Origin of the sequence: Cupriavidus sp. D384 (genome assembly GCF_001652915.1) — a bacterium.
In the GTDB taxonomy this organism is placed as follows: Bacteria; Pseudomonadota; Gammaproteobacteria; order Burkholderiales; family Burkholderiaceae; genus Cupriavidus.
Genome location: NZ_BBQI01000017.1, coordinates 71,768 through 90,104, shown reverse-complemented (window position 1 = coordinate 90,104; position 18,337 = coordinate 71,768). Strand labels below are relative to the sequence as shown.

Here is an 18,337-nt window from a genome sequence, read left to right as displayed (position 1 = left end):
TTCAGGGCACTTCATGCGGCCTCGCTCTGCTGCGCCACCGTCAGCGCCACCGCCACCGACCTTACCCACACCGGCGTCGCCGACAGCATGAACGTCTCCCCCGTCTCAGCCAGCATCAACGTGGTACCCATGACCTCAGCGATGGCCTGCGCAGCATCCGGCGGCACCGCATTACCGATGCGCTCGCGCCAGGCCTGATCGCTCAGGCCGTGCAGTTCCAGATATTCCTCAGGCTCGATCAGCGACTGCAGGGCGGCCAGTTCCAGTGTGGTGAATGGGCGGTGCCATGTGCCGTCAAGCGCGCGGATGATCGCCACCAGCTTTTCATTGGCTGCCGGAAGGCGGGGATCGGCCACTGACCAACGGCCGTTGTCGTGGCTGGCAGCTGCTGATACCGCGCCGCTGGGTTGATCCCAGCCGACGACGCCGTAGTGGCCGCCGGTCAGGTAGTTGTCGCCACGCTCGCGCCGGATGCCGGGGCGGGGATCGGCGACAGCAAACGCGCCCTGACCGGTGGTGCTGCCGGCGATCACGGTGCCCGTGGCATCGTTCCAAGGCGTGACGGCGTACTTGCCGAACGTCGGGCCGTCGCGGCGCGGGTCGGCCACGCACTGGCCAGTGCCGTGCGCGCTGGTGACCGCGCCCGCGGCGTTGGTCCAAGGGACGATCCGATACTCATTGTTGTGCTTGGCTGGCCCGGCGTGGCGCGGGTCCGCCACGCTGAACGTGCCCTGGCCCGGCGACTTCACGCCGATGATGGCGCCGGACGGTTCGCCCCAGCGCAGCACGCCGTACTGCTGGTACTGGGCCGCCTCGGCCGGGCCGCGCGGATCCGCCACAGAGAACGCGCCGTTCGTCGGCAGCGACTCCCCCGCCACGGCGCCGGCAGGTTCGCACCAGTCCACCACACCCAGATGGCCCCCGCGGCGCTCGGGCAGGATCAGGTAATCGCTGAGGTAGCCGTCCTGCACCGCCAGCTTGTTCAGGCTGCGCCAGTCGCTGCCGGCCTCCACGAAAGCCAGGCGCACCCACGTCTTCCACTGAAGCGCCGGCACGCGATGCATCGGGCCGCCGACCGTGTCGCCAGGCAGCGGCATGCGGCCGAGTACGGTACCAACGCCCTGCAGGCGGCGCACGGGCGGTTCGTACAGGAAGGCCGGCACCTTCGCGGTATGGCGCGCGACCAGGAGGAAGCGTTTCCGGCTTTGAGCCAGGCCGCCGATTACGCCGCAGTCGTGCGTCGTCTCGTTCACGGCGTAGCCGTAGTGCCGCAGTATCTGGCCGATCTGGTCCAGCAGGTGCCGGCCGCGCGTGGCCAGACGGGGCACGTTCTCGAAGACGATCAGTTCGACCGGGTCATCCTTCCACGCTTCGCACATCAGCCAGACACAGCGCAGCGTCAGCTCGTTCAGGGCCTGGTACTTGGGCGTGCGGCTCAGGGTCTCGGGCAGCAGGCCGGACGCGCCCTTGCACGGGCTGGAGATGAAGACGCAGTGCGGGTGCTGGTGGCCAGCGGCGCGTACGATGTCGTTCGGCGTGGCCTCGCGCCAGCCCGCCGGGGGGGCAGCACCATGAAAGGCTGTGTACTGCGCGCGGGTCATGAGATCCATCACCGTGCACGGTACGCCCACCAATGTCTCGAAGTCGCGCGCAGCGGCCGGATCGACGTCGATGCCGCCGATGCACTTCCAGGTGCCGATCATGTTGCCAACGCGGGAGACGGCTTTCTTGAAGCCCTTGGCGCCACCACCCAGACCAGCGCACATGCCGAAGCTGTTGTATTCGCGGCGGATCATGCTAGGATGCCCCGCAAAAAAACGGGGTCAATATGAAAAGGGATGGTTGGGTAATACCGGGTACGGCGATTGCGATAGCGGTTGGGAGCGCCGTTTTTCTTCACTACCGCCCTCACAACTCGGCTGAGATCGCGTCTTGGGTTCAAGCTCTGGGTTCGATCGGCGCGATCATTGGCGCATTCAAGGTTGGCCAGCGGCAAGCCAACGCTGCATTCGACCAAGCTATCCGTTTGCGAAAGCTCGAAGCGCGTGACAAGGCTGAGATGGTTGCAGCCGTTGTCCAGGCTGCGTGCCGTTACTGCATAACGTGGATCGAAAAGCTGGATAAGATCGAGACCGAGCTGCAGATCCCCTGGCTTCAGTTGGAATGGGGTGCATACGGACGCCCAGAGTTCGAAGCCGTTTTGGGAGACATCAACGGCATCTCTTTGCTCGGGCTGCCCACGCCCGCGCATGTCGAAATGCTCGTGAAAATGCGGCAGGACCTGATCCATGCCCACGGCGCATTTCAGCGACTGATGGCCGTGGATGTATCGGATCGGCCTCAGCCAGGTGACTGGAACGGCGTGAGTGTCGCCAAGATGTTTCTCGGCTCGGCGAAAGAGAGCGGGGGCAAATTCATTAAGCTCAGCGAAACAGATGATTGAGGTCTGGAGCGACATCACTGGCACCCCCTCAACCCCTCAAACTCCACCCGCAACTCCTCCTGCTGGCCTTCATCGGGCACATACCGAATCAGGTCAGCAGCAAGATTGAGCGCATCCACGGTTGTTGCCTGATGCAATGCATCCATGACCTGCGCGTAGGTGAGGACATCGCCGTCCTTGGTGGGCACGGAAGCGGACGCTGTTGCATTGGCCTGTGAGCCCGCCGCGGCAGCTTTGCCCGCTTTCAGTTTCTCGTCATAGGCCTTGCGCGCCCGCTCCTTGTCGGGACCGTCGGGCATCTGGCTGGCCAGCTGTCCAGCTGCCGACAATTCGGCGCTGTTCGTCGCCGCGCCGATCGCGCCTAGCACTTCGTCAAGAGCCGGGGCTGGGGCCGGAGCCGATGCCGAAGCAGTCTGCGAAGGAACGTCGGTCACCTGGCCGCCCCGCGACTGCAGCTTGTCCTTGACCCGGCTCGCGCGACTGGCGGTGGTCGAGTCCGGCTGTCTGACGTCCTCGACCTTGCCCATGTCGCGTTCCGGCTGTGGCAGGGGCGATTCCAGTTCGTCGGCCGTGTAGACGCCAAGGATCACGTCGGGGCAGTACAGCCTTGCCCATCGCTTGACGGCGAGATAGGCGAGCTGCTGCTTTGGGTCCTGCCCCCAGAGCGGCGAGTTGCGGACGCCGGCTTGCGACAGCAGCAGTCGCAGCTCGCGCGGTTGGTCTTCGTCCCGGAAGGTGGCCCAGACCCGGACGCCGAGCCCCTTTTCATCCTCGATCAGCCAGTCGCGGACGATGCGCTTCTCGTCGGGATTGTTGCGGGCCGGCACTTCCTTGAAGCGACCCGCGATGCGATCCCAGTCTCCGAACCACTCGAAGTGGAGCCGGGACTTGATCGGCGCGCGGTTCGTGATGACGGCGTTGACGAGTTGCGCCTCGTAGCCCAGCGTGCCGTTCACCAGATGGGTTTTCTGCGCGACCGAGAACGGGTTCATGCCCCATTGCATCGATTGCATGACGACGGCGAAGCAATCGCCCTGGTTGCCCTGCAGGTGTTTTGGTACGGTCGAGCGGCCGGTCATCATGACGCGGGCCACGCGGTCGATCGATTCGATCGTGGCGGCGTCGACGATCATCGCTGCGGCGTTGAGATCCGGCACGGTCGGCTGCGCGGGTGAGGGAAGGGCGGTCTGGAGGTCAGTCATGCGGCGTCCTGGTCGGTGGTGTCGGTCTTCTTGCTCTTCGTGGGTTTGGCATGGCGAAAGTCGATATATGTCGCCGGCTCGACCACGTAACCCTTTCGGGTGATTTCCTTGCGCCGGTAGAACGTCCCGTCAGGCAGCTTGCCGATGGCGGCGTCGCCCATGGATTCGAGCAAGCGGTTGTCTGCTGCGGCGATGGCGGCTTCGTAACGGGCGACGGCCTGCTTGGCGTCCACGCGGACGCGATGCCAGTGGTCGAGCGCGGAGAGATCGACCTCACCTTCGCCAACTGTGTGATGCAGGCGCTTGAGAAGGGCGCCTGTCGTGCGATGCTCGTAGTCCGGGTCGGGCGGCTCGCCGCTCTTGACGCGTTGCCAGAAGGCCAATTCCTGCTCGATCAGCAAGGATTCAAGCTCGGGATCGCGGCCGATGATGAACGTCTTCAGCTTGTTGCCGCCCACGCACGCGGCGAGGTGCCATTCGGGATAGTCCAGCACCACCATGTAGTGGTGGCACTGCAGTAGATACTCCTCCGGCACCTCGTCGGTGCCAGGCTCGCCCCATTCGCCGAACCGGAAGGCCATCGCATCGACGTTCTTGCATTCGAGGCCCACGCGTTGACCTTCGACCAGGCGGTCCACGTTGGCGAGCATCCATGGGAATCTCGGGTGCGCGATGATCTGGTTGCGCCGACGGACCTTGATCCCATTTCGCCGCGCATACTCGCGCGCAATGATTTCTTCCATCAAGTTACCGAACCGGATGCGCTCGACGTCGTCCAGGTCCTCGGCGGCCAGTTCGCCGCGCTTTTCAAGGTAAAGCTGATACTGGGTCTTGAAGCGGGAGAGGCCGAGCGCGGCGGCGGCATCAGACCCTCCTATGCCGGACATTCGCCGCTGCAGCCATTCGTTGCGTGCGTTCATGCTTGCATTCCTCAGTGGATACGAACGAGTTCAGGTTCCCCGCTGGCGAGCCAGCGGCCGGTAAGGCGGAAGCCAGCGGCGCGCTGAGCGCGAACCCATGCCTCCCAGGTGATGAAGTGGTTCATGCCGACCTCCGATACGAGGTGGGATGGGCGCGCACCGGCTCGTCGGTGGCGGCGGCATAGACAAGGAACACCACGCCGAGCCCGGCGGTGGTAGCCAGCCAAAGGACGATCAGTTGCGCGATAGCGCGGCGCAGGGCAGGACGTTGCCGCATACCTGGCCTCCCGTTGCTGGCGCTCATGCCGCGCCTCGCTCCGTCAGCCTTTCCTTCGCATCGGAACGGGCATGTCGTGCGGCGGCGTTCTCTTCCTCGGAAACGCGTTGAGCGTTGCCATGGATCAAGTCGTCAAAGACCGCATGAGCCCGTGCCCCCATCAGCTCATGGGCGCGTGACAACTGTTGCGCCGGGGATTCGTTCGGCAGACGGCGGGTGTTGCCCGCCGCCAGGATCGCGCCGAGGTATTCAAGCGCTTGCTCGCCCGAGCAATACGGTTCGACAGCGCCAACCTGCAGGTCGGCGGCGATCAGGTCTGCTGCTTGGTGGTGGTCCATGTCGCATCCATCGGGGTGGGTCGATGGACGCAGGATATAACCATGGTTATTTATGTGTCAATAACCAGGGTTATTTTTCAGTGCGCTCGTGAAGGGATCGGGCGTAGTCGGCAAGCTGGATGGCTGCGGCCATCGCTGCGACGGGGTCGGTCAGAAAGTACCCTTCGACCAGGAGTTGCAGTCGGCCGTCGGGCAGCAGCTGCGCGGCCAGCAGGCCATGCTTTTCAGGCGAGCAGGAAGAAGCGCGCCCGGCGGCGTCGGCAGGTGAGGGTGGTCCCTTTTCTGAGCAGGCGTCTTTGCCTTTATGGTTTTTCCAACGGGACGCGTCAACACGGACGACCTTTCCCACGGCGGGCTGTCAGGGGCGGGTAGGCTGAGCCCCCGAGCTGTGCGCCGGCATTGGTTTCGTTGGCCGATCAAGACAAGCCTGCAATGGTGGAGCGTGGAGCATGCACACGTAGTTCATTTTTCGCGAGCCTTCTTCACTGGTATGAGAGAGCTGCGACGGTCTGCCGCAGTTTCGAACTTTTCCGAATCTTTGGGGTGAAAAAAAACCGCCGGGCTGGCGGTTTTACTTGCTGGGTGCGCTTTTGCGTCTAGCTGGTGGTGGAACATCAAACGATGTTTCCTCAATCTCACCATTCGGATGAATCGTACGGATGGCGACCTGGCTCGGTGCCGCAACCGAGGGGGTATCGGTAGAACCTGTACCCCGCATGGCCTCGATCATATTTGCGACGCCATGAATCTTCTCGGCATCCAATGTCGATGCCGCTTGCAGCAGTCGTTGGAGCGCACTGATCAGTTCCTTGTCGTTGCTCGAGTGGGAAATGAAGACGCGTGGCCCTTTTTCCATCTCGCCTTCGCCTGTGGCGAGCCACTCGGGACGAACGCGCAGTGCCACGGCCAACTCAACGACCTTCGATGTCTCCGAGCCCAGCTCGATCTTTCGAATCATCGGTTGCGACAAGCCCACCATTTCGGCAAGCGCAGCTTGCGAGAGGCCCCTCTCGGTGCGAGCAAATCGTAGTCGTTCGGCCAATGTGTTCATGGACGTCACGATATAACCATGGTTGTATCCCGTCAAAGAACCATGGTTATTGACTTCGTGATAACCATGGTTATATATTGGGCGCATGGAAAAGAACCAATCGCATGATGCGCTGCTCGAGGCGGCGCGGATCGCGGGCTCTCAGTCAAAGCTCGCCGCGCTCTGCGCGAAGAAGCAGGCACACGTTCAGAAATGGCTGAACAGCCCGCTGGGCATCCCGGCGGAGTACTGCCCGTTGATCGAGAGGGCGACCGGCGTCACCTGCGAGCGGTTGCGTCCAGATCTTGCCGATCGCTGGCGATACCTGCGCGAGAGCGGTATGCGGGCTCATTCTGCGGGGTCGAAACCAACGAAGGAGGCCACTTGATCTTCCGTGACCGCCGCTATCGCTGGGCGCCGCTGGCATTATCCGCCGGAGGCTTCCATGAAACTGGAATCAGCCATATCAGCGCCCACGCTACCGCCATCGAGCCGAATGCCAACGCGGCGTACGGCCGCGAATGCGCGGCGAGCGTCCATGCCCAGATCGCCAAGGCCAGCACGTGTGCCAGGGCAAGAAGCGGGGACGGTCGGAACAGCGCGCAATCGATAAGCGGCGCGGCACCCCACAGCCGCGAAGTGCCCGCTGTCAGCGCGAGAAGCACAAGCGAGCCGGAAAAGCCGATAGCAGTAGCGGCGAGGAACAGCGCGCCTGCCACGAATGACCCAAGTTCGATCCAGATGTACGCGAGCCCGGCCGGCAGGAGGTTAAGGACTGCAGATACGCCCCAGCGCTTGCCGCGCGCCATGCGTTCGATGTGCCGAGATCGTTCTGGAACAACCGTCAACTCAGTCATGTGGCCTCCATTGGGCAAAGGAAGATCGGAGACTGCACTGGTACCACGACAGCTATCGTCTGAATCCCGCATCGTAAGAACCAGCTTTTTGCTATTCGCGCCGGCCCGCTTGTGTTGCGCAGGCGGAAGGCTCGGGCTCCGTCTCCATGCACGGGTGACGGCGGGGCAGGCGCGCCTGCATCACCCCTGCAGCGTACGGCCTCGCGTGTTCGGCTGCATTCCCAACGTAAAGAACGCTTCGGAACAGTCATGAACAACCCAGTTTCCCTGGCCGGCGACGACATCATCCTGGCGAAGCTACGCGAGGCGTGCAGCGATCCCAGGCTCCAGGCCAAGCTTTGCGACGCCACTGGTTGGAGCGAGTCAATGCCAAACAAGGTGAAGAACGGCGACACTGGCATCGTCATTACCAAGCTGGCGGCAGTACTGCATGCGTTGGGGTTGGTCGTCACGACTGCCGAGTACATGGATTACCTGGCGCAAGGCAACGTCATCGGCTCGAACTGCCGATGTGCCCGCATGAGCATGGGGCAGTGCGGAAAGGGATGCGGCTGATATGCGACGTTTATTCGACCTGGCCGACTTCCGCGCCGGCTGGAATGCCGCGCGAAGTGGCGCTGCGTTTCACGAGAATCCACATCATGCCGGGCCGCTGGCCCCGTTTTTCCCACAATGGCCCCGTGGCGGGCCGCGCACGTCGAGTGCGCCTGAGACCGAACAAGCGCCCCCGAACTTTCCTATTGTCTGGAGGCTTTCAATGCTTGAGCGAAAGGGCACACGTCCGACCGTCGAACGGCAACAGAAACTGGCGCAGCAGATCCTTGAACATTTTCGGGCGAATCCTGGCGATCGCCTGAACGAACCGGCGGTTGCTTCCCGGTTCGGAATCAAGGTTCCGGTCGCTCGGAAGATTCTCAAGGACCTGGCAAGCGACGGGCATCTTGCATGCGCTTTCGTGATGGGCGGGATGGCCCAATATTTCGTGGCCACGCGCGAGACGTTTCACACGAACCGGATTGTGGGGCGCGGTGTGCTGACTGGTTGGGAGGGCGGATTGCGCCGGGCGGCGGAGCTGCGCATGGCGCCGCGCGGGGCGGGGTGGACACTATGACGGGCCGGATCCAGCCGTTCGACCTACCGGTAGTTAGTGTCGATTCAGGCCTCGCGAACGAGCACATCATAGTTCTCCCGTATGAGGTTCACGTGATTCAAGGCGTTGTCGGCGAGCACGCGTTCGAATTCACGAACCATTTCACCGAGAGGGCGGAGGTCTTTGGGTTCACCAGGATGACCATCCCGAGCCTCCTCCAGCACCGGGCGCATCTCGGGGTGCTTCCAGGCACCGTCGACGAGAGTTCGGATCGAGTTCCCGAGAAACACAACTTGGTCACGGATGGTCAGCATAGCAATCACGCTCTCCCGCGAATTGAGTTCGTGGACCGGCATGGCCGAGAGGGCACCGACCAAACCATCAATAATCGACTGGTGAAAGTGCACGGTCATCGATTGTCGGGCGTCCTTGCCTTCCAGAAGCGCGGCGAAATCGTCGGCGCGGGTTTTGGCTGCCTCAGCTACAGCAAGGAATGCCTGGCGCCGCGCGCGCAGTGCAAGATCGCCTTGATATCTGACCACCCATATTGCGCCAAGGATGGCGCCAATGGAGCCAATTGCCTGAAGCCACGACGCCATCGCATTGCGGTCGTATTCGGCAAATTTCCCGGAGGTGGCGCCAAAGACGGCAATAAGCAGGACGGCAGCGATGCTGATGAGAATCCGGACCCCAATGCGCCAATCAATCATTCTTATCTCCCTGATTTTGGCGGCGATCCTAGCACAGCGATCCGGCCGGTCTGGGCCGGCGCCCGGCAAGTGAATGACTGCAACACCTGACCCCCTCACACCGCCCGACTGCGACCTCCGCAGTTTCCAGTTCATGCCGCTGGATGTTGTGCGCCTGCGCGACAGCGACCTGGCCGCGCTCGAGTCGCCAGAAGCCTGCTGGGCCGCCGTGCTGCTGTGGTGCGCGTCGTGGCATCAGTTGCCGGCGGCGTCGCTGCCTGACGATGATCGCGTGCTGTCCCAGTTGGCGGGCTTCGGTCGCGTGGTCAAGGAATGGCTGCGGATCCGACCCGGCGCGCTGCGCGGCTGGATCAAATGCGGCGATGGGCGCCTCTATCACCCCGTGGTTGCGGAGAAGGCGCGAGAGGCGTGGTCGGCCAAGCAGTTGCAGCGGTACAGGACCGAATGCGCCAGGATCAAGAAACATAACCAGCGGCACGGGACATCCATCCTGTGTCCCTCGGTCGATGACTTCGTGTCCCCCGACTATGCCGATCCCACGCAAGGGGACAAGAGGGGGTTGTCCCCGGGGACATCGCCGCCGTGTCCCTCGAATGTCCCCCGGGAAATGCCATCCAAGGGACAGGGAGAGGGACAGGGATATGTAAACCCAAGCAACGGCGGCATCGCCACCGGCAGTGGTCGCGAGGGGCCAGATGCAGCGGGGTCGCCGCCAGCTGCCGCCGCGACTTTCGCCGAAGCATTGGCGGGGCATGGCATCGCTTGCCGCCCGGTGGACGCCCGGTTGCTACGGTGGGCGGAGGAGGGCGCCACGATGGCAGATGTGCGACAGGCCATCGTGAAAGCCGCCGATCGCCGACGGCGTGAACAATCGGCACAGCCACTGAACGTCGGGCTGGTCGACGTCATCCTGGCCGATATCCTCGCTGCCCACGCCGCACCATCGGTGGTCGCAGCGGGTGGCGCCGGGGACTGGTGGGACACGGCATCGGGCATCACCGCGCACGGTGCCACGCTCGATGTGCACCAGGGCGAGGACGAGCCATTCCCGTACTTCAAGGCCCGCGTCTTCGAGGCGGCCGGCGACGGCCCGTGGATCTGGAACGCGCGGGGCGGATTTTTCCCGATGCGCTCAGCTGGTCCTTAGCCCGGTGCTGCAAGACTTTCCGGGCGATTCTGGCCCATTCTTCCCGAGTATAAAAATGCTGAGAACAGACGCGAGCCAATCCGAAACTGGGATCTTTTCGTACACCGAGCAGGCATTGCATGTCTCGTTCCTGATCCTCTCGCAGCCGGCCATGGAAGAAGGGCAGATGCGTCGCGCGTTGATGCGCGCGATGGAAAGCGTGCCGCTTCTCAATGCCAGGCAGCAGTCGTGGCTGCAGCAGCTGCGCGGCGAACGGGGTGCCGGGTCAATCGACTTTGGTGGCCTGGAGATGCTGGAGGTGCGCGGCCAGTGTGCGATGGTGACCAGCGCGGTGCGCACGCGGTTGCCACGCCCCGAACTGGGCGCCGTGCTGGCGCGCTATGGCATTGGTCCCGAAAAGCTCGAAGGCGTGCGGATCCTGACCGGGTTTGCCCGCGAGGTGTGTGGAATCCATGCCTATGAACCGGTCTTCCACCTCATCGCACGGCACTACGCGTCGAGAAAGACCAAGAAGGATGGCATGTCGGTGCGCGACATCGGGGACAGATGGGGCCTGAACCGAGGCAAGGTCCAGCGCGCGGCGAAGTGGATCGCGTCGCATTGCGCGGCGCTGGAGGCGAGGGCGGTTGAACGGTTGGGGGCGGTGTTTCAGGAGCACGCGGTGGTGTCGCCAGAGGATGACCTGCAGTATGAGGGCAGTCGGGCCAGGTCGGCGGCCGGGCGCGCAATAACGCGCGCCCCCGTGTGAAGGACAATCGCGGCTACAAGAGGCCGCGCGCGAGCACCCGATTAGGTCGTCTTGGTCTTCTTCCTGATCGCCTTGGCAGCTACTTGCTTTGTCTTTGCGCCGTTGGGGTCGGTTTTGAACGCCACCGTCTTCTCGATGGTTTGGGTAATTCGTTGAAATTTGAAGGGCGTTCCGCCAGCTCCGAGCGCCTTGGCGAACTGAGCATAAGTGAAGCTGCGACCGTTGACTGAGTTGCCGGATGGTAGCCACTCTACGGAGCCTTTGCTGATGACGAGTTCCCCTTTTCCCGGGATGGTGAGCGTGGAGTCGACCTTCGAGAATTCGATCGGGAAGCCCAGTTCGAGCGTGACCTTTGGCATAGTGTGATCCTTGTTTGAGATTTCAGCTTGACGCGCTGTGACAATCGACCTAAATTAACGCCAGAATCGCAGTAATTGCACCTGAAGAAGCCCGCGCAAGCGGGCTTTTTGCGTTTCCGCCTCTAGAACGGCGCGCTCGCCGACTGCTGCGAAGGGTGGGCGAGCGCAGGGTCCTGTCAGTGCATCATGGTGCGCAGGCGCTGGCTTTTTGCTGCACGGCGTTTTATCGGTCATTTGCCTGGGCCTTGAACCCCACAGACGTTGGGAGCGCAGAAAGATGGAAGCTGATCAGTTGCTACCAGGGCACAACCACCGGCCGATCCTCGCTATCCCCGATAACCTATGACGCAACTTGCGGCGACATTTCGTCTGGTGCACGCGCTGGTGCCCTACGAGCGAAACGCTCGCCGACACACGGCCGACCAGATCGCCGAGATTGCGGAGAGCCTCAGGCAATTCGGTTGGACGCTGCCCGTACTGGCTGATGCCCGCGGCATCGTCGCTGGCCACGCTCGTGTTGAAGCGGCGAAACGCATCTATGAGGGCGGCGAGTCGATACGCCTGCCTGACGGCGAAATCATCCCGCCTGGCACCGTGCCCGTGCTCGATTGCACGGGTTGGACTGTCGCCCAGCGTCGCGCTTACATCATCGCGGACAACCGCTTGGCGGAGTCAGCAAACTGGGACGAGGACCTTCTTTCACAGGAAATCGACGCACTGGCCGACCTCGGCTTCGACATCAACCTCCTAGGGTTTGATGCCGACGAGCTGGCCGGACTGAGACCCGGCCGCCTGGACGCTGGCTTGACCGACCCCGACGCCGTTCCTGAGCCACCAGCGGAACCGACCTGCAAGCCCGGCGACATCTGGCAACTGGGAGAGCACCGGTTGCTCTGCGGAGATTCGACGGACCCATCCGCATTCAGCCGGTTGCTGGCCGGCGCGCATGCCGACCTGGTCATCACGGACCCGCCATACAACGTCGCCTATGAGGGCAGGACAGCCAAGCGGCTGCGCATCGCCAATGATGCGCTGGCGAGCGGGGAGTTCGCTGGATTTCTAGGAGCGGCCTTCAGGAACATCGCTGCGGCATGCAGGCCGGGCGCCGGCGTGTATGTTTTCCATGCCGACACGGAAGGCGTCGCGTTCCGTCAGGCCTTCGAGGCGGCAGGACTGAAGCTCGCCCAGTGCTGTGTCTGGGTGAAGCAGTCGTTTGTGCTGGGGCGCCAGGACTATCACTGGCAGCATGAGCCGGTGTTGTACGGCTGGAAGCCGGGAGCGGCGCATGTGTGGCACGGCGACAGGAGTCAGTCGACGGTGTGGAATTTCGATCGGCCGACCAAGAATGACGACCATCCGACCATGAAGCCGGTGGAGATGCTGGAGTACCTGCTGACCAACAGTTCGAAGGCTGGCGATCTGGTGCTGGATCCGTTTGCCGGATCCGGCTCAACGCTGATAGCGTGCGAGCAGCGTGGCCGGCGGTGTGTTGCGGTGGAGTTGGACCCTCGCTATTGCGATGTGGTGATCCGGCGGTGGGAGGAATTCGCTGGCGACTCGGCAAGAATTGTGACTACCTTACCTGCCGCCGGTGTCCCTCGAGTGACGGACGAGATCGCCAACGGCGTGCTCGCTCGTTCTTTAGCGGCCGTGAAGGCCTGGCTCAGGCAGGGAACAGCTTGACGATGATGTCGTAGCCCATCAATGAGCCCATCGTACCCAGCGTCATAGCGACGAAGGCGCCAAGGAATAGCAGTGTGGCAACGAGGCGCACGCGTTCGACGACGACCAACTTGGGTGCCTTTCCGATGTTGTGCGCGCGATCGGTGTTCCGGTCGAGGAGAGCTCCCTGCTCATCTAGGAGGTTCCGGAGTCGATCCGAGCCTGTGGTGATAGCGGTATAGGCAAGGACCGTGCTGCTAGCATAAAACACCACGGCGAGACCAGCAAAGTACCCGTGCGTACCGAACATTCCGCCTGCGGCGAGGGCGACTGTGCCGGTCAGCCCGCCTCCACCGAGTAGCACGAGTTGTCGCAATGCCTCCAGCACCCATGTCCAATGCTGGAGAGCTAACGCGGAGTAGATCTGAAACGCCTCGGCCCTGGCAAGCTCCTGAGAAGAGTCCGGTGCAATAATCTGGATGTCTGTTTCGTGTGCGCTCATTTTCCGTAACGGTTGCAATGCTCACCTTCATATCGGTGAGCATGGGCAAATCTGGACCCTTCTGAAAGAGGGATACACAGGGAGGACGCGGAAAGGACGCCAGGCCGAAAACCCTTCATCCCCACCGACAAGCAGCGCATCACCGTCGCCGCCATGTCTGCCTGCGGCATGCCGCAGGACATGATCGCGGCCAAGATCAAGAATCCGCAGACCGGGCGGCCGCTGGATCCGAAGACACTGCGCGCGGCGTTCCGGGCGGAGCTGAGGGAAGCCAAGGCGCTCGCCAACGCCATGGTGGCGCAGAACCTGTTCCAGCACGCCATGGGGAAGGGCCGCGACGCGGTCATCGCCAGCATGTTCTGGATGAAGTGTCAGGCCGGGTGGAAGGAAGCGCAGAAGATCGAGGTGACGGGCAAGGATGGCGCGCCCATCCAGAGCGTTGCCATGTCTGCCGACGAGTTTCGCGATATCGCGCGGCAGTTGCTCGATGAGGTCTGATGGATGCGGGAGTTCACGGCGCAAGAGCGTTTCGCCGCTGCGCAGCTGGCGCGCCAGGACCTCTATTTCTACACCCGATGGATGTTCTACCAGCGGCGTCGCTTCCAATGGAAGCGCGGGCCGCAGCATAAGACGATTTGCGATGCCTTGACGCGGGTGTTCCGCGGTGAATGTCGCCGGCTGATCATCAACGTGGCGCCGCGATACTCCAAAACCGAGCTGGCGGTTCCGAACTTCGTTTCGTGGACGCTGGGCCAGTATCCCGACGCCGAGTTCATCCACACGTCATACAGCGCGAAGCTGGCGGCGAAGAATTCCGCCGGCACGCGCGAGATGCTGAACGTGCCTGCCTACCGGGAGATTTTTCCCAATGTGGAACTGGATGCCTCGTCATCGGCGAAGGACGACTGGAAGACCACCGCCGGTGGTGTGATGTATGCCACTGGCTCTGGCGGGTCCATTACCGGGTTCGGGGCTGGCAAGCACCGCGAGGGCTTTGGAGGCGCCATCATCATCGATGACCCGCACAAGCCCGACGAGGCAGAAAGCGAGACGGTGCGGGAAGGCGTGATCGACTGGTTCCAGAACACGCTCGAATCCCGGACGAACACTCCAGACACGCCGATCATCCTGATCATGCAGCGCCTGCACGAGCGGGATCTTGCCGGGTGGCTGCTGGGCGGCGGGAACGGCGAAAGCTGGGAGCACGTCTGTATCCCGGCGCGCAACCCGGATGGCAGCCCGCTCTGGCTGGAAAAGCATAGCGCGACCGAACTGGCACGGATGGAAGCGACCAATGCCTACGTGTTCGCCGGCCAGTACATGCAAAGTCCGGCGCCGCGCGACGGCGGGATCTTCAAGCCGAGTCGCATCGAGATTGTCGATGCGCTGCCGGCTGGGCTCGAACTGATCCGGGGCTGGGATCTGGCCGCCACCAAGGATGCTGGCGACTGGACCGCCGGCCCACTGCTCGGACGGAGTCCGGACGGAGCATTGTGGATAGCAGACATGCAGCGGGAGCGCGGTGGCCCCGAGGACGTGGAACGGCTGCTTGTCGGGACAGCCAGGCGGGATGGCGCGCGCGTCATGCAGTCGATCCCGCAGGATCCTGGGCAGGCCGGGAAGGCTCAGGCGGCTTACCTGGCCAAGAAGCTATTCGGCGTGCCGTTCACCTTCACCACCGAGAGCGGCGACAAGGCAACCCGCGCGGCACCTTTTGCCGCGCAGGTCAATGTTGGCAATGTAAGGATGCTCAAGGCGGCGTGGAACGACGCGCTGATCGGCGAAATGCGCATGTTTCCGCATGGCGCCTTCGATGACCAAATCGATGGCCTGTCCCGCGCCTTCAACGCGATGGGCGATGACATCGCGCGTGCGAGGGCGCTGGCAAGCTGATGGAAAGACATGAGAATCGACGGCTATGAATCCGCGATGCTGGGCGGCATTCGGCCAGGTCTGGTGCATTTTCCGCAGGCCAATGCCGAACTGTATGCCAGCGGAGGGCTGTTCGCGCGCGTGGTAGATCTGCCTGCGGACAAGGCGGTGTCCCGCGGCATACGGATTGACGGCGACAATGATCAGGTCATGGCTAACGAGTTCGACCGGCTCGGAGTATTGCCTGCCATCGGAGACGCGCTGCGCTGGGCGCGCCTGACCGGCGGGGCGGGAATTGTGGTGGTTGCCAACGATGGCGGACTGCTGCGATCGCCATTGAACACTTTGGCATTGGATCAGATCGAGGAACTGAGGGTTTTCGATCTGGACGATATTTCGGCCACGGAGCAGCGTTATGGCGACCCGACCAAGGCGAACTTTGGGCTGCCGGAGTTGTATCGGGTGCGCACGCAGGCCACTGGTGCCGCCAGTGCAGAGTTCTACGTTCACGAAACGCGGCTGATCCCGGTACCTGGTGATCCGCTGCCACGGCGCGTTGCCGCGCTGAAGGGCGTGCCATGGGCGGGGCGCAGCATGGCGGCCAGGCCTTACCAGACCATTCTGGACTACCAGCGGTCTCTGCGGCTGGCGCTGGGCATACTCGAGCGAAAACAGCAGGCCGTGTATGGCATGAAAGGACTGGCCGCGCTGATCCAGGCAAGGATGGAGGATGTCGTTCAGAAGCGGGTTGGACTGGTGGATGCGGTGCGTGGCATACGCAACACCGTCGCCGTCGATGCGGAGGACGAGTACCGCATCGAAGACACCAACGTCGCCGGTGTTCGCGAGATCGTCAACGAGTTCCAGATCGCGCTGTCGGCAGAGACGGGAATCCCGGTGACGCTGCTCTTCGGGCGTTCGCCTGCTGGACAGAACGCGACCGGCGAGGCGGATTTCGAGACGCTTCACGACCTGGTGGAAGGGCTGCGGCAGAACAAGGCGGCGCCAGCCCTGGAGCGACTTGTCGCCTTGATAGCTGCCCAGAAGAAGCTTGCGGGCAAGGCGCCGGACCAGTGGTCGATTGTCTGGCCCGCGCTCGAAACGCCGACCGATAGGGAAGCGGCGGACGTGCGCAAGACTCAGGCCGACGCCGAGGCCTCCGAGGCCGACGCGCTGGGCAGCCTGGTCGATCGCGGCATTCTGAGCGAACAGGAGGCCACCGATCACCTGAAGGCCAAAGGCATGTATGGGCTCGATACGAACGCTGCAGACGCCAGGGCGGCGGCGCAGTATGCCGCGGAAACCTAGACGTCCACGCAAATGGCTGTTCCCGAATGGCATTGCACGGGAGTACGCGCGGTTTGTCGACGCTTGCGCGCGGCGCAGCGCCGAGGCCATCGAGCGGATCGTCATGCCGACCTTGGCCGGTATCCGTGCCGATGCGGAAGATGGTCCGGCCGCTGGCGCCTGGCACACCGCACTGCATGAAGCCGTGATCGCCGCCGTCGCTGCTGCCACGGTGGACGCGGCGCGCTTGCGTCGGGTCATCGGCATCTTCGGCGAGCAGGTCCGCGCGTTCAACGGGCAGCAATTTCACGCGGTGCTGCGGGCGGCGTACGGCGTCGATATCTTCCGGGCGGAGCCGGGGCTGGATGCGCTGTGCCGTGTTTGGGAAGCCGAGAATCTTCGGCTGATTCAATCCATCGCACCCCACTACCTTGAGCTGCTGGAAGGCAGGGTGGTGGCCGCCGTGCAGCAGGGCAGGACGTTGCGCACCGTCACCCGGGAGATTCGCGACACCTACGGGCTTCCGAGAAAGCGCGCCGAGCTGATCGCGCAGGACCAGATCGGGAAGCTGAACGGCCAGTTGACCCGATACCGACAGCAGAACGTCGGCATCGGTCAGTATCGCTGGCGTGGCGCCATGGACCAGAGAGAGCGCGACGCGCATGTAGAGCGGGAAGGCCGGACGTTCGACTGGGACAAGCCTCCCGGGGACGGCCACCCCGGTCACCCGATCCGCTGCCGATGCTGGGCGGAGCCAGTATTGCCGTCGCTCGATGATCTCGACGCGTTGATTGTCCACTGATGTTCCACCAGGGCAAGCCATGGAAATGCGATTTGACACGACGCCGCTGAAGGCGACGTCGACGGCGGAGGGCTTCCTGCTCGACTCGCCGATTCTGACGCGTGTGGGCGTGTTCCCGTACCGCCAGACCGACGGTACAACGCGATACGAGCTGCGACCGCCCGAAGAGGTGTTCCATCCGGAGACGTTGGCCAGCCTGAAGGCAAAGCCGATCACCGATGGGCACCCCGGCCTGGTGAATGCCCGCAATGCCAAGCATCACACGGTCGGAGTGGTGCTGTCCGAGGGACGTCAGGACGGCGACGACACGCGTGGCGATATCGTGGTGCATGACACGGCCCCCATCGCGGCCGGCAAGAAGGAGCTTTCTACCGGCTATACGCTGGAACTGGACGAGACACCTGGCGAATGGAACGGACGGCGCTATGACGCGGTGCAGCGCCGGATTCGCTACAACCACCTGGCGCTGGTGCGCGCCGGCCGTGCGGGCAATGCGCGGCTGAATCTGGATGCGGCGGATGCCGATTTGATCGATGAAGAGGAAAGCACGATGACAACTGTCAAAGTACGGCTTGACTCGGGCCTGTCCTACGACGCCGCGCCCGAGGTTGCCCAGGAACTGGAAAAGTTGCGCGGCCAGGTAGGCGAGCAGATGAAGCGGGCTGACGCCGCCGAAGCGCGGGCCGATAGCGAGAAGGCGCGCGCCGACGAGGCGACGGGCAAAGTCGAGCAGGCTCGCAAGGACGGGCAGGCCGCCGCGGCATCGCGCCTAAAGCTGGAAGCCGATGCCAAGGCCAGCGGTGTCGAGGTCAAGCAGGATATGGCCGACAAGGATATCCGGGTAGCCGTGATCCGCGCGGTGCGCGGCGACGGGTTCGACGTCGCGGGCAAGTCCGATGCCTACGTCGAGGTAGCGTACGACCTGGCCCGTCAGGAAGCTGTCGCACGCACCGATTCGATCGGCCAGCAGCGTCTGGACATGCGGGAACAGCCTCGCGAGAACGGCGCCGACAAGGGCAACGACCGAGGCGGCGCATCGGCAGCTGCAGCGCGGGCACGCATGATCGGTAACATCAACGGAGGCCAGTAAC

At 63.3% G+C, this 18,337-nt stretch carries 22 protein-coding genes and 1 pseudogene; 12 read left to right on the top strand and 11 right to left on the bottom strand.

Translation table 11 applies throughout. The features are described 5' to 3' along the window. Positions 1–11 precede the first annotated feature (11 nt). Positions 12–1,796, bottom strand: a complete 1,785-nt coding sequence (locus A9J21_RS07910; RefSeq protein WP_066733599.1) for a DNA cytosine methyltransferase — start codon at positions 1,794–1,796, stop codon at positions 12–14. Positions 1,797–1,828: 32 nt separating this feature from the next. Between A9J21_RS07910 and A9J21_RS07905 the strand changes: the two genes are divergently transcribed. Then, entirely contained in the window at positions 1,829–2,443 is a 615-nt protein-coding gene (locus tag A9J21_RS07905; RefSeq protein ID WP_066733592.1) for a hypothetical protein, read from the top strand. Between the two features lie 14 nt (positions 2,444–2,457). Here A9J21_RS07905 and A9J21_RS32570 read toward each other — a convergent pair. The 6 genes and pseudogenes from A9J21_RS32570 to A9J21_RS07885 form a co-directional block, all read right to left on the bottom strand. Beyond that, positions 2,458–3,540, bottom strand: a pseudogene (locus A9J21_RS32570) (RecT family recombinase); the annotation flags it as partial. Positions 3,541–3,641: 101 nt separating this feature from the next. After that, positions 3,642–4,565 carry a YqaJ viral recombinase family protein gene (locus A9J21_RS07895; RefSeq protein WP_066733590.1) on the bottom strand — a complete coding sequence of 308 codons (924 nt, stop codon included), beginning with the start codon at positions 4,563–4,565 and terminating at the stop codon, positions 3,642–3,644. Positions 4,566–4,686: 121 nt separating this feature from the next. Beyond that, the gene (locus A9J21_RS31440) at positions 4,687–4,842 is read right to left on the bottom strand and encodes a hypothetical protein (RefSeq protein ID WP_156545745.1); all 156 of its coding nucleotides are present in this window, start codon (positions 4,840–4,842) and stop codon (positions 4,687–4,689) included. A 23-nt stretch (positions 4,843–4,865) separates the two neighbouring features. After that, entirely contained in the window at positions 4,866–5,180 is a 315-nt protein-coding gene (locus tag A9J21_RS07890) for a hypothetical protein (protein WP_066733589.1), read from the bottom strand. A 70-nt stretch (positions 5,181–5,250) separates the two neighbouring features. After that, on the bottom strand, positions 5,251–5,529 hold the full coding sequence (locus tag A9J21_RS31435) for a hypothetical protein (protein ID WP_156545743.1): 279 nt from the start codon (positions 5,527–5,529) through the stop codon (positions 5,251–5,253). Positions 5,530–5,751: 222 nt separating this feature from the next. Further along, positions 5,752–6,231 carry a helix-turn-helix domain-containing protein gene (locus A9J21_RS07885; protein ID WP_066733586.1) on the bottom strand — a complete coding sequence of 160 codons (480 nt, stop codon included), beginning with the start codon at positions 6,229–6,231 and terminating at the stop codon, positions 5,752–5,754. Between the two features lie 85 nt (positions 6,232–6,316). Between A9J21_RS07885 and A9J21_RS07880 the strand changes: the two genes are divergently transcribed. Beyond that, positions 6,317–6,598, top strand: coding sequence for a YdaS family helix-turn-helix protein (locus A9J21_RS07880; RefSeq protein WP_066733584.1), 282 nt, complete (start codon positions 6,317–6,319; stop codon positions 6,596–6,598). A gap of 16 nt (positions 6,599–6,614) precedes the next feature. Here A9J21_RS07880 and A9J21_RS07875 read toward each other — a convergent pair whose 3' ends face one another. Then, a complete protein-coding gene (locus tag A9J21_RS07875; protein WP_156545741.1) occupies positions 6,615–7,067 on the bottom strand; it encodes a hypothetical protein in 453 nt (150 codons plus the stop codon). Between the two features lie 249 nt (positions 7,068–7,316). Here A9J21_RS07875 and A9J21_RS07870 point away from each other — a divergent pair, with 249 nt between their 5' ends. Both A9J21_RS07870 and A9J21_RS07865 read left to right on the top strand, forming a co-directional pair. Beyond that, positions 7,317–7,622 (top strand): helix-turn-helix transcriptional regulator, encoded by a 306-nt coding sequence (locus A9J21_RS07870; protein WP_066733577.1) that lies wholly within the window; start codon positions 7,317–7,319, stop codon positions 7,620–7,622. A gap of 202 nt (positions 7,623–7,824) precedes the next feature. Then, positions 7,825–8,178 carry a hypothetical protein gene (locus A9J21_RS07865; RefSeq protein ID WP_066733575.1) on the top strand — a complete coding sequence of 118 codons (354 nt, stop codon included), beginning with the start codon at positions 7,825–7,827 and terminating at the stop codon, positions 8,176–8,178. A gap of 44 nt (positions 8,179–8,222) precedes the next feature. Here the strand turns inward: A9J21_RS07865 and A9J21_RS07860 are convergent, their stop codons facing one another. Continuing rightward, positions 8,223–8,867 carry a hypothetical protein gene (locus A9J21_RS07860; protein WP_156545739.1) on the bottom strand — a complete coding sequence of 215 codons (645 nt, stop codon included), beginning with the start codon at positions 8,865–8,867 and terminating at the stop codon, positions 8,223–8,225. Between the two features lie 73 nt (positions 8,868–8,940). Here A9J21_RS07860 and A9J21_RS07855 point away from each other — a divergent pair, with 73 nt between their 5' ends. Beyond that, positions 8,941–10,014 carry a DUF1376 domain-containing protein gene (locus A9J21_RS07855; RefSeq protein ID WP_082926295.1) on the top strand — a complete coding sequence of 358 codons (1,074 nt, stop codon included), beginning with the start codon at positions 8,941–8,943 and terminating at the stop codon, positions 10,012–10,014. Positions 10,015–10,018: 4 nt separating this feature from the next. Beyond that, a complete protein-coding gene (locus tag A9J21_RS07850; protein ID WP_156545737.1) occupies positions 10,019–10,762 on the top strand; it encodes a hypothetical protein in 744 nt (247 codons plus the stop codon). 41 nt (positions 10,763–10,803) lie between these two features. Here the strand turns inward: A9J21_RS07850 and A9J21_RS07845 are convergent, their stop codons facing one another. Continuing rightward, entirely contained in the window at positions 10,804–11,121 is a 318-nt protein-coding gene (locus A9J21_RS07845) for a hypothetical protein (protein WP_066733567.1), read from the bottom strand. Between the two features lie 342 nt (positions 11,122–11,463). On the opposite strand from A9J21_RS07845, the gene A9J21_RS07840 reads away from it, so the two are divergent. Continuing rightward, positions 11,464–12,804 (top strand): site-specific DNA-methyltransferase, encoded by a 1,341-nt coding sequence (locus A9J21_RS07840; RefSeq protein WP_066733566.1) that lies wholly within the window; start codon positions 11,464–11,466, stop codon positions 12,802–12,804. Here A9J21_RS07840 and A9J21_RS07835 read toward each other — a convergent pair. Continuing rightward, positions 12,785–13,285, bottom strand: a complete 501-nt coding sequence (locus A9J21_RS07835; RefSeq protein ID WP_066733565.1) for a hypothetical protein — start codon at positions 13,283–13,285, stop codon at positions 12,785–12,787. The two genes, A9J21_RS07840 and A9J21_RS07835, sit on opposite strands and share 20 nt — an antisense overlap. Before the next feature lie 168 nt (positions 13,286–13,453). Here A9J21_RS07835 and A9J21_RS07830 point away from each other — a divergent pair, with 168 nt between their 5' ends. The 5 genes from A9J21_RS07830 to A9J21_RS07810 are packed head-to-tail and all read left to right on the top strand — an operon-like array spanning position 13,454 to position 18,336. Continuing rightward, the gene (locus tag A9J21_RS07830; RefSeq protein ID WP_156545735.1) at positions 13,454–13,783 is read left to right on the top strand and encodes a hypothetical protein; all 330 of its coding nucleotides are present in this window, start codon (positions 13,454–13,456) and stop codon (positions 13,781–13,783) included. Positions 13,784–13,786: 3 nt separating this feature from the next. Continuing rightward, complete coding sequence (gene terL, locus A9J21_RS07825; protein ID WP_066733563.1) at positions 13,787–15,178, top strand: phage terminase large subunit; 1,392 nt, start codon at positions 13,787–13,789, stop codon at positions 15,176–15,178. A gap of 9 nt (positions 15,179–15,187) precedes the next feature. Continuing rightward, positions 15,188–16,465, top strand: a complete 1,278-nt coding sequence (locus A9J21_RS07820) for a DUF1073 domain-containing protein (RefSeq protein WP_066733561.1) — start codon at positions 15,188–15,190, stop codon at positions 16,463–16,465. Further along, positions 16,449–17,246, top strand: a complete 798-nt coding sequence (locus A9J21_RS07815) for a phage minor head protein (protein ID WP_231906853.1) — start codon at positions 16,449–16,451, stop codon at positions 17,244–17,246. Before A9J21_RS07820 ends, A9J21_RS07815 begins: the two co-directional genes overlap by 17 nt. A 19-nt stretch (positions 17,247–17,265) precedes the next feature. Continuing rightward, positions 17,266–18,336, top strand: a complete 1,071-nt coding sequence (locus A9J21_RS07810; RefSeq protein ID WP_066733557.1) for a DUF2213 domain-containing protein — start codon at positions 17,266–17,268, stop codon at positions 18,334–18,336. The last annotated feature ends 1 nt before the right edge of the window (position 18,337 follow it).